At 65.7% G+C, this 15,559-nt stretch carries 12 protein-coding genes and 1 tRNA gene; 2 read left to right on the top strand and 11 right to left on the bottom strand.

The genetic code is table 11. From position 1 onward, the window contains the following. Nucleotides 1-389 precede the first annotated feature (389 nt). Nucleotides 390-2,222 (bottom strand): phosphoenolpyruvate carboxykinase (GTP), encoded by a 1,833-nt coding sequence (locus EB835_RS14585; RefSeq protein ID WP_135810178.1) that lies wholly within the window; start codon nt 2,220-2,222, stop codon nt 390-392. A 377-nt stretch (nt 2,223-2,599) separates the two neighbouring features. Between EB835_RS14585 and EB835_RS14580 the strand changes: the two genes are divergently transcribed. Together EB835_RS14580 and EB835_RS14575 are read left to right on the top strand one after the other, a co-directional pair. Continuing rightward, nucleotides 2,600-2,672 (top strand) — tRNA-Arg (locus EB835_RS14580). Between the two features lie 224 nt (nt 2,673-2,896). Then, nucleotides 2,897-3,610, top strand: coding sequence for a hypothetical protein (locus EB835_RS14575; protein WP_135810177.1), 714 nt, complete (start codon nt 2,897-2,899; stop codon nt 3,608-3,610). A 79-nt stretch (nt 3,611-3,689) separates the two neighbouring features. On the opposite strand, the gene EB835_RS14570 is transcribed toward EB835_RS14575, so the two are convergent. From EB835_RS14570 to iolC, 10 genes are all read right to left on the bottom strand, one after another. Next, nucleotides 3,690-5,168: an anion permease gene (locus tag EB835_RS14570; RefSeq protein ID WP_135810176.1), complete on the bottom strand. Its 1,479-nt coding sequence runs from the start codon at nt 5,166-5,168 to the stop codon at nt 3,690-3,692. Between the two features lie 343 nt (nt 5,169-5,511). Further along, complete coding sequence (locus EB835_RS14565; RefSeq protein ID WP_135810175.1) at nt 5,512-5,871, bottom strand: universal stress protein; 360 nt, start codon at nt 5,869-5,871, stop codon at nt 5,512-5,514. Nucleotides 5,872-5,984: 113 nt separating this feature from the next. Continuing rightward, on the bottom strand, nt 5,985-7,400 hold the full coding sequence (locus EB835_RS14560) for a sugar porter family MFS transporter (protein WP_135810174.1): 1,416 nt from the start codon (nt 7,398-7,400) through the stop codon (nt 5,985-5,987). Between the two features lie 187 nt (nt 7,401-7,587). Then, nucleotides 7,588-8,472: a sugar phosphate isomerase/epimerase family protein gene (locus EB835_RS14555; RefSeq protein ID WP_135810173.1), complete on the bottom strand. Its 885-nt coding sequence runs from the start codon at nt 8,470-8,472 to the stop codon at nt 7,588-7,590. 35 nt (nt 8,473-8,507) lie between these two features. Beyond that, nucleotides 8,508-9,536, bottom strand: coding sequence for a Gfo/Idh/MocA family protein (locus tag EB835_RS14550; protein WP_240688765.1), 1,029 nt, complete (start codon nt 9,534-9,536; stop codon nt 8,508-8,510). A gap of 62 nt (nt 9,537-9,598) precedes the next feature. Continuing rightward, on the bottom strand, nt 9,599-10,564 hold the full coding sequence (locus EB835_RS14545; RefSeq protein WP_135810172.1) for a sugar phosphate isomerase/epimerase family protein: 966 nt from the start codon (nt 10,562-10,564) through the stop codon (nt 9,599-9,601). A gap of 51 nt (nt 10,565-10,615) precedes the next feature. Next, the gene (gene iolD / locus EB835_RS14540; protein WP_135810171.1) at nt 10,616-12,517 is read right to left on the bottom strand and encodes a 3D-(3,5/4)-trihydroxycyclohexane-1,2-dione acylhydrolase (decyclizing); all 1,902 of its coding nucleotides are present in this window, start codon (nt 12,515-12,517) and stop codon (nt 10,616-10,618) included. Continuing rightward, a complete protein-coding gene (gene iolB / locus EB835_RS14535; protein ID WP_135810170.1) occupies nt 12,514-13,428 on the bottom strand; it encodes a 5-deoxy-glucuronate isomerase in 915 nt (304 codons plus the stop codon). The genes iolD and iolB overlap by 4 nt, the downstream gene beginning before the upstream one ends. Beyond that, nucleotides 13,425-14,336 carry a Cgl0159 family (beta/alpha)8-fold protein gene (locus EB835_RS14530; protein WP_135810169.1) on the bottom strand — a complete coding sequence of 304 codons (912 nt, stop codon included), beginning with the start codon at nt 14,334-14,336 and terminating at the stop codon, nt 13,425-13,427. Before EB835_RS14530 ends, iolB begins: the two co-directional genes overlap by 4 nt. Next, nucleotides 14,336-15,397 (bottom strand): 5-dehydro-2-deoxygluconokinase, encoded by a 1,062-nt coding sequence (gene iolC / locus EB835_RS14525; RefSeq protein ID WP_135810168.1) that lies wholly within the window; start codon nt 15,395-15,397, stop codon nt 14,336-14,338. The genes EB835_RS14530 and iolC overlap by 1 nt, the downstream gene beginning before the upstream one ends. Between the last annotated feature and the right edge of the window lie 162 nt (nt 15,398-15,559).

The raw sequence follows: 15,559 nt of genomic DNA, 5'->3' as shown, positions 1-15,559 counted from the left end.
GGCGTCCACCGCTGACCATCCCTCACCCTTAGCGGCAGTTTGCACCGTTGCACCGGTGCGTTATGCCGCTGCGAGGGCGTACTGCGGCTGATGCGTCGTTATGCGACCAACTGTGTGACCTGACGCTGCCGGTGACGGATGCTCAGCAAGAGTCGTTCACCGCTGCATCAAGCAGCTGGAGCTCGAAGCTGGTCGTCCCGCGCAGTCAGAAGCGGCGGAGCACACGAACTTCACGGACACGACAATCCCCCAACCACCTCGGCGGCGGTTGGGGGATTGTCGACGGGCGGACGGATCAGGCCGACAGCAACTCAGCCAAACGACTCAGCCAAGCAACTCAGCCAAACGACTCAGCCAAGCAACTCAGCCAAACGACTCAGTCAAGCGACTCAGGCGAGGCCGAGACGGGCGCGGAGGTTGTCGACCTCGGCGCGCAGTTCGGCTGGAACCGAATCGCCGAGCTCGGCGTACCACTCTTCGATGAGGCCTAGTTCGGTCTCCCACTCTTCGGGCTTGATGGCGAGAGCCTTGCGCAGCTGCTCATCCGTGAAGTCGAGGCCCTCGGTGTCCAGGCCACCTTCGACCGGGGTAAGGCCGAGCGGGGACTCAACGGCCTCGGCGGTGCCGGTGACACGTTCGAAGACCCACTTGAGGACGCGCGAATTCTCGGAGAATCCGGGCCACAGGAACGAGTTGTCGTCATCGCGGCGGAACCAGTTGACGTAGAAGATCTTCGGCAGCTGGGCGCCCTCGGTGTTGCCGATGTCGAGCCAGTGCTGCAGGTAGTCACCGACGTTGTAGCCGATGAACGGACGCATCGCCATGGGGTCGCGGCGGACGACGCCGACGGCGCCGGTCGCGGCAGCGGTGGTCTCCGAAGAGAGCACCGAACCCATGAACACGCCGTGCGTCCAGTCCTTGGTCTCGGTCACGAGCGGCATCGTGGTCTTGCGACGGCCGCCGAAGAGGATGGCCGAGATCGGCACACCGTTCGGGTTCGTCCACTCCGGAGCCAGGGTCGGCACGTTCGCGATCGGTGTGCAGAAACGCGAGTTCGGGTGAGCAGCGGGGGTGTCGGACTCAGGGGTCCAGTCGTTGCCCCTCCAGTCGGTGAGGTGGGCCGGTGCCTCGTCGGTCTTGCCTTCCCACCACACGTCACCGTCGTCGGTCAGCGCGACGTTGGTGAAGATGTTGCCGCCTTCTTCGATGGCGCGCATCGCGGTCGGGTTCGTCGTGTATCCGGTGCCCGGAGCAACACCGAAGAGACCGAACTCGGGATTGACGGCGTAGAGCTGGCCGTCGTCGCCGAAGCGCATCCAGGCGATGTCGTCACCGAGGGTCTCGGCCTTCCAGCCGGGGACGGTCGGTTCGATCATGGCGAGGTTGGTCTTGCCGCAGGCCGAGGGGAACGCGGCGGCGACGTACTTGACGACGCCTTCGGGGCTGGTCAGCTTGAGGATGAGCATGTGCTCAGCCAGCCAGCCCTCGTCGCGGGCGATCGCCGAGGCGATGCGCAGCGCGTAGCACTTCTTGCCCAGCAGCGCGTTGCCGCCGTAGCCGGAGCCGAAGGACCAGATCGAGCGCTCTTCCGGGAAGTGGGTGATGTACTTGGTGGTGTTGCAGGGCCAGGCGACGTCCTCCTGTCCTTCTTCCAGCGGAGCGCCGACGGAGTGGACGCACTCGACGAACTTCGCGTTCTGGGCGTCGATCGCGTCGAGGGCGTACTTGCCCGAGCGAGCCATGACCAGCATGGAGAGCACGACGTAGGCCGAATCGGTGACCTCGATGCCGAACATCGGCTGGTCCGCCTCGGCGTGGCCCATGACGAAGGGGATGACGTACATGGTGCGTCCGCGCATCGCGCTCTCGAACAGCGGGTTGAGTGTTTCCTTCATCTCCGCGGGGGCGACCCAGTTATTCAGCGGACCGGCATCCTTCTCGTCTTCGGAGCAGATGTAGGTCCGGCCCTCAACACGGGCGACATCCTCGGGGTCGGAGGCCGCGTAGTAGGAGTCCTTGGTGCCGGTCAGGCGCTTGATGGTGCCGGCCTCGACGAGCTTCTCAGCGATCTCGTTCTTCTGTGCTGCGGAACCATCGATCCAGACGATGTCGTTCGGGGTGGTCAGGGCGGCGATCCGGCCGACGAACGAGAGCACCGACTCGTTCTCAGTCGGTGCGTTCTTCAGCTGGTCAGCGACGACATCTTGGTCGAGGACAGTCATGAGTGGTCTCCTGTTGGGTCGAGTGCGAGGGTTTGGTCTCGGGCGGCTGGTCGGTCCGTCGAGCGGTTGGTACACAACCACCGTAGGATGGGGGCGGAAACGAAAAACGTCGGTTTCGGTCACTCGAAGATGTGCATTGGATCACAGCCAGAGGTTGTTTGACGTGAAGGTCGCAATGGTGTGACGTGTTGTTTCAATGAACTGACTGATATTTTCGTTAGTGACTCTCGGCTGAAATCTGCGATTTTATCCCCTCTCGCCGAGGCGGCTCTGACGGTGAGTGCCAATGTGGCGAAGCGCACGTGGGTGCGATTTGAGCTTCGGTGAAACGGGTGTGTATAGTTGTTCGAGTTGCAGGGCGTGAGTCCGGGCGACATGCGCCACTAGCTCAACGGATAGAGCATCTGACTACGGATCAGAAGGTTGGGGGTTCGAATCCCTCGTGGCGCACCGAAGAAAGGTCCCTCACCTGGCAGAATTGCTGGTGAGGGACTTTTTGGTGCGCAGGCCGGTTTGCGCACCCAGCGCGGGGATAGCCCACGACTGTAGCCCGTAAGTGCACACGTAGTGATGAAAATCAGTACGCTCACACTTCTGATGCACAGTGACCTTCTGTTCGGGGCTTTGCGCAGCTGACTATTGATCCGAAGGTTGGGGTTCTGTTGGGTTCTGTGATGGGAAAGGCCCGTCGTCACCGTGAGGAGCTCGGCGACGTCGTCGAGGTCTTCGCCGATCGCCCGGGACCGAAGACCGTGACGGGGTTCGTCCTCTGCTGGTTGATCTTCACCGGTCTGACGTTCATCAACCCGGGGGAGACGCCGTTGCTGGCAGCTGCTCCGGGCATCATCTTCGCGGTGATGTTCGCTGTGATCCTTCTCTATCTTGCGGGTGAGCGGCTCATCGTCTGCGAACGCGGGCTCATCGTCGGCTCTATCGCTCCTGGCATTCGTCCCTACGTCATTCCCTATCAGCAGATCACGCCCGGCAGCATTGCCGGGGTCGCCGGCGCGAACAGATATCTCAAAGAGGTTGGGCTGCAGGGACAGATTTCGCAGTCGACGCTGAGAGCGTCGTGGTGGACGAGGAATGGCATCCACTTCGTTGCCTGTTCGGCCGAGGACGCCCGGCGGGGCCGCAGGCGTTTCACGCTTGCACTCGACCCGATTCCGCGGTCGATCGACGGCCGCTGGATCTGGTTCGCAGCGACCGGGCGGCAGTCATCGCAGCGAGCGATCGATGCCATCGCCAGGACCGCCTCGGCGGCAGGATATCCTCAACTCGCCGAGGCGGCCACGGCACGTGGCGTCGTCGAGCTCACTGGTGATCCTGCTGACGCGGCCCGCCAGCTGCCCGGCCATCCGCCGGTCCGCGGAGGCGGGACCAGGTAGCCAGAACACTGACCGAACGTCAGCGAACGCCGGGCTGCCTCGTCGAGCACAGAGCGAGCGGGCCGCCTCGGTGAGGAACTCAGCCCATCATCCCGAGCAGGGACATCCACCCTCCGCCGATGAGGCTCCAGATGAGGACGTTGACGACGGAGGCGAGGAAGCCGACCTTGAACCATTCCGTGGTCGTGACGTAGCCGGAACCGTAGATCACACCCGCGGGGCCCGAGGCATAGTGCGAGAGCCCGCCGATGAGGTTGCCGATGAAACCGAGCGCCAGCGCGGCGAACAGCGGGGGAGCGCCGGTCGCGATTGCGGCTCCGAGGAACACGGAGTACATCGCGACGATCTGCGCCGTGTTCGATGCGAAGAGGTAGTGGACGTAGAAGTAGACGAGGCTGAGGACGGCGAACGCGGCCATCCACGGCATCCCGCCGACGAGCCCGGCTACCTCGTCGCCGATCCAGCCGATCACTCCGAGGGTGTTGAGGTGGGTGGCCATGCCCACGAGCACGGAGAAGAAGATCAGAGTCGACCAGGCTCCGCCGTTGGCGGCCATGTCCTTCCATGTCAGCACCTTGGTGACGAGGAGGATCGCCACGCCGACGAAGGCCGCCGAGGTGGCATCCACACCGATCATGTCGCCGAATACCCAAAGGAGGAGCAGGAGGACGAATGTTGCGAGCATGGTCCACTCGCCTCGGCTCATGGGGCCGAGTTCTTTGAGTTCTTCGCGAGCGTGGGCGGGAGCCTCGGGGGTCTTCGTCAGTCCGGGCCGATAGATCTTGGCCATGAACCAGGGCATGACGATGAGTGCGACGAGTCCGGGGACGATGGCGGCCAGCGCCCAGGTGCCCCAGGAGATGTCGACGCCGGCATCGGCGGCGAAGCCCACGGCCAGCGGGTTGCCGGCCATGGCGGTGACGAACATCGCTGAGGTGATGGTGTTGACCTGCACCGAGGTCAGGGAGAGGTAGGCGCCTAGCTTCTTCCGCGACTCATCGCTGGATGGGTGTGAGTCGTTGACCGAGGCCAGCGATCGCACGATCGGATAGACGACGCCTCCCGCACGGGCGGTGTTCGACGGTGTGGCCGGGGAGAGCACAAGGTCGGTCAGCGCCATGCCGTAGGACAGTCCGAGCGAGGACTTGCCGAGCAGAGAGACGAACAGCAGCGCGATGCGACGTCCCAGGCCGGTGAGCAGGAAGCCGTCGGCGATGAAGAACGCGGCCACGATCAGCCAGATCGTCGAGTTCCCGAACCCTTGGAGGGCTTCGGTCTTCGCGTCCATCGTGCCGGTGACCATGGCGGCGGCCAGTCCGATCAGAGCCACCGAGGCGGTCGGCAGCGGCTGCAGGATGAGCCCGAGGATGGTTCCGGCGAAGATTCCGGCCATGTGCATCCCGCGCGGGTCGATGCCCTCGGGTGCTGGGATGAAGTAGATGATCAGGGTGAGAGCGAGGACCGCTGTGATCTTTCCCGCCATCGACAGGCGGGCATGGTTGCGGGCATGGTGTGCGGTGGCTGCTTCCAGCGTTGCGGTGCTGGACTGACTGGGCATGGGGCTTCCTTGATTCTCAATCGGGATGCGCCTGATGCCTTCTGCGTTCGCGGTGTGCCGGCGGCTTTCGCTGTCGGCGGCGACAGCGATGGCGTGCGGCGGGATCGGGGCGGGCGTTCAGCCCGGTTCTGCGCGATCCGGTCCCAGAATAGACCTGCGTGAAGCTGTTGAGGAGACCTCTGGCCAGAGGGATATCTCACATGGCGGACGGAGTCGGTGAGTGGTAGCGGGTGGGCGTTCACGCTGGCCGGTGCCTGCGTTGATCAGCCACGACGCCCTGTGCCCACGTCGACGGGCCGAGCGGGTGCGCACCCGCTCGGCCTGCCACTGGAGCTTTCAGTCCTCAGCCCTTGACGGCGAGAACCGGAACCGGGGAGTCGAGAAGCAGGCGCTGGCTCACCGAGCCGATGAGCATCTTGCCGACCCTGGACCTACGTCGCATCCCGATGACGAGGCGGTCGACATCCGAGCGTTCCTCGAGTTCGTCGAGGACCGCCTCGGCGGGGTCACGATCGCCGCGTCCCCTGCGGGCGATGACGGTGTAGCTGATTCCGCTGTCATCGAGCGCAGACGTGTCGAAGTCTGCGGCGATGCCGAGGGGAACAATGACGAGGTCGGTGTCGAAGAGCTTCGCTTCGGCGATGGCGGCAGCCACGGCCGCTGCGCCTTCAGCGCGGTCAGTGACGGCGACGAGGATCGACATGATGGGCTCCTTCGATGGAGAGAGTGGACGATGCGGCTGAAGCTGCCGGCAGGATGAGCGGTGCCGACAGACCGAGCGGTTCCGGCGATGAAGTCGAAGACTGAGGTCTCACGTCACTCACCGTACTTCGTGCGGAACTCGGCCTCGAGGTCCTCGAGGGTCTTGTTCCGCGTCTCAGGGACGAAGAAGTAGATGAACAGCAGGGCCAGCACTCCGAGCCCGGCGAAGAGGAAGAAGGTGTTCGCGATGCCGAGGCCCGCGACCACGCTCGGGAAGAACTGAGCGACCGCGGCGTTGGCCAGCCACAGGGCGAAGACACAGATGCCCATTGCGAACGAGCGGATCTTCAAGGGGAAGATCTCGGCGAGCATGAGCCAGACGAGCGGCCCCAGCGTGCCCTGCATCGAGAAGACGAACAGCACGACGAACACGAGGATCGCGTAGGCCTTGAAGGTGCCCTCAGGCAGGAACACGGCGGAGAGCCCGATGAGCAGGTGGAATGAGCTGGTGAGGACGAATCCGCCGAGGAGCATGAATCGGCGCGGCAGACGGTTGATGAGCATGATGCCGACGGTGACGCCGAGGACGGAGAAGAGTCCGTTGAAGGTGTTCGCGATGATCGCGGCATCGGCGGAGAATCCTGCGTCGGTGAGCAGCTGAGTGCCGTAGTACATCACCGAATTGATTCCCGTCAGCTGCTGGGCGACGCCGAGGCCGACGCCGATGAGGACGAGCCTGAGCACCCATTTCGACGCGAGGTCGGACACGCCGCCGGTCTTGGCCACCTCTTCCTGCTCGGCGAGGAGTTCGACCTCTCTCATCTCTGCTTCGGCGCGATCGTCGGAGCGGACCTGTTTGAGGACGTCGAGCGCTTGATCGTCCCGGTTCTTCGAGATCAGCCAGCGGGGACTCTCGGGCAGGAAGATCATGCCCACGAGCAGTGCGATGGCCGGGAGAACGGCGACGGCGAGCATATAGCGCCATACGCCGTCGTGCTCTCCCCAGACGTTGAAGATGACCGCATTGATGACGAAGGCGGCGAACTGGCCGACGACGATCATCACCTCATTGCGGGTGACGAGCGAACCTCGCTTCTCGAATGGTGCGAGTTCGGCAAGATACACGGGCACCGTCGTCGAGGCGGCGCCGACCGCGAGTCCGAGGAAGAATCGGGCTCCGGCGAGGAACTGCCAGTTCGGCGCGAGCGAGCAGGCGAGTGTGCCGACGATGAAGAATGTCGCCAACAGGATGATGTTCGAGCGGCGTCCGAACGCGTCGGAGAGCCGTCCGCCGGTGATCGCACCGAACGCGGCACCGATGGTGAGGAAGCTGACGACGAGCCCTTCGGTACGAGGCGTCAGGCCGAAGTCGTGTGTCAGCGGTTCGAGGGCGCCGTTGACGACTCCGGTGTCGTAGCCGAACAGCAGGCCGCCGAATGTGGCGACGACCGCGATGATGCCCAGTCGTGAGGTGTGCGGGCCCTTCGTGTCGGGCGGAAGTTCCACCAGCGATTTCACTTGACCGCTCATGGCATTCACTCTCCTTTGAATGATTCTCAATCTGCGCGCAAACGAAGCGCAACAGGGGTGCCCCACCGCTTGTCGGCGGTGCGGTTGAGGAAGGCTGTTCAGTATTGGTGCAGGTGGTGCGCTTACGTGGTTCGATCAGTGGATTCGCGTCGACCCGACGGTGCGAGCCCGCGCGGTGATGCGATTCTCAGCCGGTCCGACCTCCCTGCTCGCTGACGAGTTCGTCGATCCGCTGCTTCTGGAAGCGGCTGACGGCCTCGTTGTTCTCGTTCTCTCCGAACACGTTGGAGACGATGAGGGCCTCCGCCCGGCCGAGGAAGCCGGATGCCCCGAGACCGGCGAAGAGAGCGTCGAAGTCGACGTCCCCGTCCCCTGCCTTGAGATGCTGGTGCACCCTCGCCGAGGTGGTCGGCGGGTTCGCGATGTAGCGCAGCCCGTGCGAGGCCCGGTGGTCGAAGGCGTCGGAGATGTAGACAGCGCGCAGGCGATCACCGAGCTCCGGCAGCAGAGTCTCGAGGCAGTCTCCGTAGTGGAAGGTGTGCGAGGCGACCCAGACGAAACCGATCGACTCCGAATCAAGACCGCGCAGCACTCGCCATGCTTCGTGGCCGTCCTCGACGAAGTCGTCGGGGTGGGGATCGAAGTTGAGTCGCAGGCCCTCTTTCTCAATGATCGGCAGCAGCTCGTCCATCGACCGGTAGAAGGAGACCTCGGAATCCTCGAAGGCCTCGGGTCGGCCGCTGAACTCGGTGTTGATCGTGCGCACACCGAGGTCGACGGCGATCTCGATGACCCGACGGAAGTTCTTCACCGCTGCGACTCGTTTGGCTTCGTCCGGCCATGCGATGCGTTGGACGGGCAGCAGCGCGGGCAGGGTGATGTCGGCGGCCTCGACGTTGCGGGCGAAGCGACGGATGAGGTCGCGGTCCATCTTCGGGTAACGGAAGTGCGTGGCGAAGTCAGGGTGCGGGGTCAGCTGCATGTGCTCGAACCCGAGGTCCGCGGTGGCCGCCGGGAAGTCGAGCAGTCGGTGCGTGTGGTGCAGCGGAGTGGGATCGTAGGCGATCTTCATGAATGCTCCCGAGGTGACAGTGAGTGGGCGGTCGGTCAGAGATAGAAGGTGGGGGTATCCGGGAGGTCGAGAGTGCGGGGCCTGCCGTCGAGCAGCGAGGCGACGCCTTCCTGGCAGGCCACGGCCACCTTGAAGCCGTCCCAGGCCGAAGGACCGGCAATGGCGCCCCGACGAGCCGCGTCCACCCAGGCCTGCACCTGATTGTCATAGGCCGCGGCGAAACGAGTGGTGAAGTCGGCATGTTCGGCGAGACCGGAACGCCCCTGGTGCCACAGCTGCAGGCCGTGCGCCTCTCCGATCCGGGCGATGCCCGAGTCGAAGACCGCCTCGGTGGTCACCTGGTAGCCGAACTGGATGCTCACATTCATCTCGAGATCGACGAGCGTGCCGTTCTCGAGTTCCATGAGCACGAGGATCGGCTCCTTCAGGCGTTCGGGCGTCAGCCGGTTGCGGCGGGCGTGCTTGACTTCGAGCGAGACGATGGGGGAGTCGGCCAGCCACGGGACGACATCGAATTCGTGGACGACGGAGTCGGTGATGAGCATCTCCTGCACGTAGCTCTCCGGGACCGCCGGGTTGCGGTGGGCACAGCGAAGCATGAGCAGCTCACCGGCCTGCTCGGTCTCGACGAGTTCGCGCAGCTGTCGGTATTCGGGGTCGAAGCGGCGCATGAAGCCGACCTGGATGAGATGCTTCCCGGTGGCCTGTTCGGCCTCGAGGATCCGCCACGACGATTCCGGATCCGGCGTCAGCGGCTTCTCACAGAGGATCGGCAGCCCGGCCTCGAGGCTGGGCAGCAGTACTTGTTCGTGGAGGAACCCGGGGGTGGCGATGAGGACTCCGTCGACGGCGTCGGCTGCGATGGCATCCTCGATCCGGGAGTATCCGACGGCTCCCGGAGCGTTCTCCAGAGCTGCGGCCACTCGAGCCGCGTCGGGGTCGACGACGGCGGTGACGCGGGCCCCGCTGATCGTCGAGGTGATGCGCTTGATGTGATCGGCGCCCATCATTCCGGCGCCGATGACGCCGACCCTGAAGTCCTGTGTCAGGTCCGATTCCGTCATTGTCTCTCCTGGTGTCTGATCTGCGGTGTCCGCGTTCTGCGGGGTCCGTGTGCGGTGGGTTGTCAGCGGTCGACGACCGCGGCCTCGGTCGAACCGAGGATGGTGGCAAGTGTTCGCTGTGCGATCGGGAAGGGGGCATCGACGCTGCAGCCGAACATGTCCTGTTCGACGATCGCGAAGGTGTTCTCGTCGAGACCGGCGACGGCCTCGATGATCGGGTCGAGGGGAGGAGTCCCCTGATCGGGTTCGACCATGATCCCGTCTGCGACGGCATCGCCGAACGATGTGTCGGATTTGAGGACGTCGAAGATCTTCACTGGGTCGACCTGTTTGAGGTGGAGGTAGCCGATCCGGGAGGGATGATCCTCGATGAGACCCAGGTTGTCCCCGCCGTAGTAGGAGAAGTGCCCGGTGTCGAGGCAGAGGTTCGTGAAGCGCTCATCGGTGAGTTCGAGGAACCGTTCGACTTCGGAATGGGTGCCGACATGGGAGTCGGCGTGGGAATGGAACTGCTGGTGGAGACCGAACTCCTCATACAGTGCCTTGCCGAGGGCGTCGTGTCCGGCGGCCATTCGCGTCCACTGTTCGGAATCGAGTGTGCGGGACTCAAGCGCCTGGCCCGTGGTGTCCGAACGCCACAGGTCGGGGATGACGACGATGTGCTCGCCGCCGAGTTCGGCGGTGAGAGCGGCGACCGCCTCGGCCTGTTTCCACGCCCGGTCGAACTGGTCATCGGTCTTGTGGAATCCGGTGAATACCGTTCCGCCGGAGAGCTTGAGACCGCGGCTGCCGAGCTCTTCACTCAGCCGAGATGGATCCGTAGGCAGGTAGCCGTAGGGTCCGAGTTCGATCCACGTGTATCCTGCGTCGACCACCTCGTCGAGGAAACGCTGCCAGGGAACCTGGCCAGGGTGGTCAGGCAGCCACACTCCCCAGGAGTCGGGGGCGGTGCCGATGCGCAGGGTTCGGGAGGCGATATTCTGCTCGGCCGAGGCCTGAGCTTCGGGTGACGGCGTTGTCGTTGTCATGGGGTGTCCTTCGGGAACTGTCGGTGTTCGGGCTGGCGCGCACGCGGCGCCTCACAGCAGCGGTCGCTGCCGCTTCCGTTCGGTTTCGTACTGGGCGCGGGCTGCTCGGGTGTCCTCGGTCGTGGCCACCTCGGCGACGGGCACATCCCACCAGCCTTCTCCGTCGGGAGCGTAGTCGAGCGGATCGGAGTCGACGTGGATGAGCGTCGAGGTCGGTGATGCCTTGGCTGCCTTGACCGCATCGGCGAGCCGGGTGCTCGCGTGCGGTCCCGGTGCGATCTCGACGACGTCGATGCCATAGGACCGAGCGTTGGCGGCGAGGTCGACGGGGAGGACTTCGTCGGTGCGGAAGTCGGGCGCCTCGGCGTCATATTTGCGATACCAGGTGCCGAAGCGGGGTGCTCCGACGGTCTCGGAGAGGTGTCCGATCGAGGCGTAGCCGTGGTTCTGGATGAGGACGACGATGAGTTTGAGGCCTTCGGCGACTGCGGTGACGAGTTCGGTGTGGAGCATGAGGTACGAACCGTCACCGACCATGACGATGGCTTCCCGGTCCTCACCGGCGGCGTCGATGGCGCGGCGGACGCCGAGTCCGCCGGCGATCTCGTAGCCCATGCAGGAGAACGCGTATTCGACGTGGTAGCCGAGCGGATCGCGAGTGCGCCACAGCTTCTGCAGATCTCCGGGCAGGGAACCGGCGGCCTGGATGACGACGTCGGTCGGGCCGGCGGCGGTGTTGACCGCGCCGATGACCTCGGCCTGTCCGGGCAGTTCGGCCGCGGTGGGGGCTGTGGCCGCATCGACGACGGAGATCCAGTCGCTGCGTTCGGTTTCGACCCTGGCGGTGAGTGCGGGGCTGACACGATGATCGCCGAGGCGGTCGTTCAGGGCGGTGATCCCTTCCCGGGCGTCGGCGATGAGCGGCAGCTGGCTGCCGTGCTTGACCGCGTCGAAGGGGGCGACGTTGAGGTTGACGAAGCGGACTTCGGGGTGGGCGAAGACGGTGCGGCTGGCGGTCGTGAAGTCGCTGTAGCGGGTGCCGATACCGATGATGAGATCCGCCTCGGCAGCGATGCGGTTGGCCGCGGCCGACCCGGTCGCCCCGATCCCGCCGAGGTTGAGCGGATGGTCCCAGTCGAGGGTGCCGCCGCCGGCCTGGGTCGTGGCCACGGGGATGCCGGTCGCCTCGGCGAAGGCCCGCAGCTCGGCCTCGGCGTGGGAGTAGAGGACGCCGCCGCCGGCGACGATGAGCGGAGTCTGCGACTCACGAATCGCTGCCACCGCACGGTCGAGGGGTCCGGTCTCGGGCAACGGACGGCGCAGGTGCCAGTCGCGTTCGACGAGGAATTCGTCGGGCACCTCGAGGGTCTCGGCCTGGACGTCCTCGGGCAGCGCAATGGTCACGGCACCGGTTTCGGCTGGGTCGGTGAGTACGCGCATGGCGGCCAGGGCGATCGAGAAGAGCTGCTCGGGCCGGTCGACGCGATCGAAGAACCGTGACATCGGGCGGAACGCATCGGTGACCTGCAGAGAAGTGTCGTGCGGGTGTTCGAGCTGTTGGAGGACCGGGTCGGCGACCCGGGTGGCGAAGGTGTCCGAGGGTAGGAGCAGGGCGGGCAGTCGGTTCGCCGTGGCCAGCGCCGCTCCGGTGAGCAGGTTCGCAGCACCCGGACCGACGGACGCCGCCGAAGCGAACGTCGAGAGGCGTCGATTCATTCGTGCGTATCCGACGGACTGGTGGACCATGGCCTGTTCGTTGCGAGCCTGGTGGTAGGGCATGGCTCCCGGTTCGTCCCGGCTGAGCTGGCGCAGGGCCTGCCCGATTCCGGCGACGTTGCCGTGGCCGAAGATCCCGAAGGTCCCAGCGATGGTCCGCTGCCGGATGTCACCGTCGACGGTGTACTGGCGGGACAGGAAGGTCACCAGCGCCTGGGCGACCGTCATCGTGGTCATTTCACTTCTCCTTCGGCGGTGTATGGCAGTCGGGAGTCGAACTCCTCGTCCTCCCACTGGGCCCTCACCCAGCCATGTGCGGGATCATCGCTGATCAGCCACACGCGCTCTGGGTCCGGTCCCGCCATGACGTTGAGGTAGTAGTTGTCGTATCCCGGGGCTGCGGCGAGCGGCCCGTGGTACCCGTACGGGACGAGGGCGACGTCGCCGGTGCGCACGATGGCCGAGGTCTCGATCGTTCCTGCGGGAGACGAGTATGTCGAGAACAGGGCGATCGGATCGGCGGCGTCCGGTGCCGTGAGGCCGCGGGAGACAGCGGTTTCGAAGTAGTAGATCTCTTCGAGCCGTGACTCGGATCCGGCGACCGCCTCGTCGTGCTTGTGCGGGGGATAGGACGACCAATTCTCGGCAGGCGTGATCACCTCGCACGCGATGATCTTCACGCAGTCGAGTCCGGCCGGGGTCGCGAAATTGTGGACCTGTCGGCTCGAGCGTCCTGCTCCGCGCAGTTCCACGGGAACCTCCGCCGCGGGCAGGAACTGCACGGGCCGGATCTCGGCGGTGGGCGCCTCGGCGGCGGCGATCCGCCCGTCACCGGACACGGTCAGCGCGGTGCCGGTGGGCAGGTAGAGGCAGTCGGCGGGACCGTGGAAGACCGAAGTCCGTCCGGCCAGCACCTGTTTGCCGCTGGAGCCGTCGGCCAAGGCGTATTCGACGGTGAACGTCTGCCCGGCCAGGGGGACGAGCACGCGTTCGAGCTCGGCGGCGGGGACAGTGATCGGACCGGACTGCTCCCCGAGGTCGAGGACCCGCAGGCCGGTGTGCTCCCAGCCGGGGATCGACGAATCGACGACGGATTCGAAGCCGTCGCGGGCGAGGCTGCCGCGAGGGTGGAACCATTCGTTGGTCATGCGTGTGCCCTCTCTGCTCCGTGGACGAGACCTGCCGCTCGGTCGACCGAGGCCGACACGTCTCCGTCGGCGGGATAGACGATGGAGCGGCCGATGACGAGGCCGCGGACGCCGGGCAGGGACAGTGCGTGCTCCCAGCTGCGGAACGTTGCCTCCGGGTCGTTCGAGCGCTCGCCGCCGAGCAGCAGGGTGGGCAGCGTGGTCGCCGCGAGCACTCGTTCCATGTCGTCGACGACGGGGATCTTCAGCCAGGTGTGCGAGGACGAGGTCCCCAGTGCCTGGGCGATGCCGATCGAGGCGATGACGGCCTCGGGGGTGAGGACGTTGCGGACCTTCCCGCCGCCCCATTCGCTGATGAAGGGTTCGAGCATGACCGGGATGTCCGCGGCTCGGCAGTCGTTGACTGCCTGGGCGTTCGCGGCCAGCGCCGAGGCGGTCGCGGGGTCATCGAGGCAGACGCGAAGCAGCGTCTTCGCGAGGTCGATGCCGTCGCGGGCCATACCGGCCGCGGTGTGGCCGGTGAAGCGGTCGTCGATCTCGAAGGAAGAACCGGCGAGTCCGCCGCGGTTCATCGAACCGACGGCGAGTTTGTCCTCGAGGCAGCCGAGGACGACGAGATCGTCGAGGATGTCCGGGCTGGCGAGCACACCGTCGACTCCGGGGTGCTGCAGCGCCGTGGCCAGGCGGGTGAGAAGATCCTCCCGGTCGGCCATCGCCAGCGGGTCGTCGCCGACCTTGTTCGCCCCGCGAGCCGGATGGTCGGCGGCGACGATGAACAGCCGTGAGTCGGCACCGCCGATGGGACGTCGGGAACGGGCCGCCCAAGCCGCGGGGATGGCATTCGGGTCGTCGAAGCGGAGGTCGCGCAGGCGGGCGAAAGCGTCGGGGGAGGGCAGGGAGATCGTCATCAGGCGTCCTTCGCGGAGGTGGTGAGCGTCGGGGTGGTGGTCGCGGCGGGTTCGCCGATCACCGCGGTGACCTCGTCGGTGCTGGGCATCGCGGTCGAGCATTCGCGTCGGGTGGCGACGATGGCGCCGGCGACGTTGGCGAACTTGAGCAGGTATTCGAGGTCCCAGCCGGCGAGCAGGCCTTGGCACAGGGCGCCGCCGAATCCGTCGCCGGCACCGAGTCCGTTGATCACTTCGACGGTGTGGGGAGGGACTTCGACCCGGTCGTCCGCGGTCTTCGCCAGCACGCCCTTGGGGCCCTGCTTGACGATCGCGAGTTCGACACCGCGTTCGAGCAGCGCATCGGCGGCGCGGTCGGGCACGGTCTCGCCGACGGCGATCTCGCATTCTTCCTTGTTCCCCACGGCGACGGTGACGAGCTCGAGTGCACGGGCCACCTCGGCGCTGGCGATCTCCGGGGACTCCCAGAACATGGGGCGGTAGTCGAGGTCGAGGACGGTGTGCTCGGCGCGGCCGCGGGCTGCCCACGCGGCATGGTGCGCGCTGCGGCTGGGGTCGACGCTCAGCCCGGTCACCGTGGCCCAGAAGATGCGGGCCTCGGCGATCGCTGCCAGGTCGAGGTCCGCCTCGGCGATGTCGAGATCGGGGGCCTTGGGCTCGCGATAGAAGTAGAGCGGGAAATCGTCGGGCGGGAAGATCTCGCAGAACGTCACCGGGGTGTTCAGGGTCTGACTGGTCGTGACGTAGCGGTCGTCGACGCCGAGGCGGGTGAGCTCGGCATGGAGGTAGCGGCCGAAAGGATCGTTGCCGGTGGCGGTGATGACGGCCGAGTCGACTCCGTGGCGGGCGGCCGCGACGGCGACGTTCGAGGCCGAGCCGCCGAGGTACTTCCCGAAGGTCTCGACGTCCTCGAGGCCGATTCCGTCCTGAAGGGGGTAGATGTCGACTCCGATGCGTCCGACGGTGATGAGGTCGAAGGGCTCAGAGCGAACCGACTCAGGCTGAACGGGCTCAGAGCGAACCGACTCAGGGCGAGGAGCCGGTGTCGGCGAGGAGGTCATGCTGGCCATCCTTCTCTACGGCAGCGATGCCGTGACGAGTATTTGTTAGGACAAACTATTTGTTATGACATTATCACCGTTCGTGGTCGCCGTCACCCCCCTGTTCCGAAAATTCTTAGGAGGGGTCGGGGCGCGGCTTTCTGAGGTCGCGGATCGGCGCGG

Source organism: Brevibacterium sp. S22 (assembly GCF_004745485.1).
GTDB lineage: Bacteria > Actinomycetota > Actinomycetes > Actinomycetales > Brevibacteriaceae > Brevibacterium.
The sequence above is the reverse complement of the archived record's forward strand: the minus strand, read 5'-3'. Positions and strand labels throughout refer to the sequence as shown.

Excerpts from the sequence above, each read along its gene's own strand:
- EB835_RS14585 (WP_135810178.1), bottom strand. The coding sequence starts at position 2,222 with ATGACTGTCCTCGACCAAGATGTCGTCGCTGACCAGCTGAAGAACGCA.
- EB835_RS14575 (WP_135810177.1), top strand. The coding sequence starts at position 2,897 with ATGGGAAAGGCCCGTCGTCACCGTGAGGAGCTCGGCGACGTCGTCGAG.
- EB835_RS14570 (WP_135810176.1), bottom strand. The coding sequence starts at position 5,168 with ATGCCCAGTCAGTCCAGCACCGCAACGCTGGAAGCAGCCACCGCACAC.
- EB835_RS14565 (WP_135810175.1), bottom strand. The coding sequence starts at position 5,871 with ATGTCGATCCTCGTCGCCGTCACTGACCGCGCTGAAGGCGCAGCGGCC.
- EB835_RS14560 (WP_135810174.1), bottom strand. The coding sequence starts at position 7,400 with ATGAGCGGTCAAGTGAAATCGCTGGTGGAACTTCCGCCCGACACGAAG.
- EB835_RS14555 (WP_135810173.1), bottom strand. The coding sequence starts at position 8,472 with ATGAAGATCGCCTACGATCCCACTCCGCTGCACCACACGCACCGACTG.
- EB835_RS14550 (WP_240688765.1), bottom strand. The coding sequence starts at position 9,536 with ATGACGGAATCGGACCTGACACAGGACTTCAGGGTCGGCGTCATCGGC.
- EB835_RS14545 (WP_135810172.1), bottom strand. The coding sequence starts at position 10,564 with ATGACAACGACAACGCCGTCACCCGAAGCTCAGGCCTCGGCCGAGCAG.
- iolD (WP_135810171.1), bottom strand. The coding sequence starts at position 12,517 with ATGACCACGATGACGGTCGCCCAGGCGCTGGTGACCTTCCTGTCCCGC.
- iolB (WP_135810170.1), bottom strand. The coding sequence starts at position 13,428 with ATGACCAACGAATGGTTCCACCCTCGCGGCAGCCTCGCCCGCGACGGC.
- EB835_RS14530 (WP_135810169.1), bottom strand. The coding sequence starts at position 14,336 with ATGACGATCTCCCTGCCCTCCCCCGACGCTTTCGCCCGCCTGCGCGAC.
- iolC (WP_135810168.1), bottom strand. The coding sequence starts at position 15,397 with ATGACCTCCTCGCCGACACCGGCTCCTCGCCCTGAGTCGGTTCGCTCT.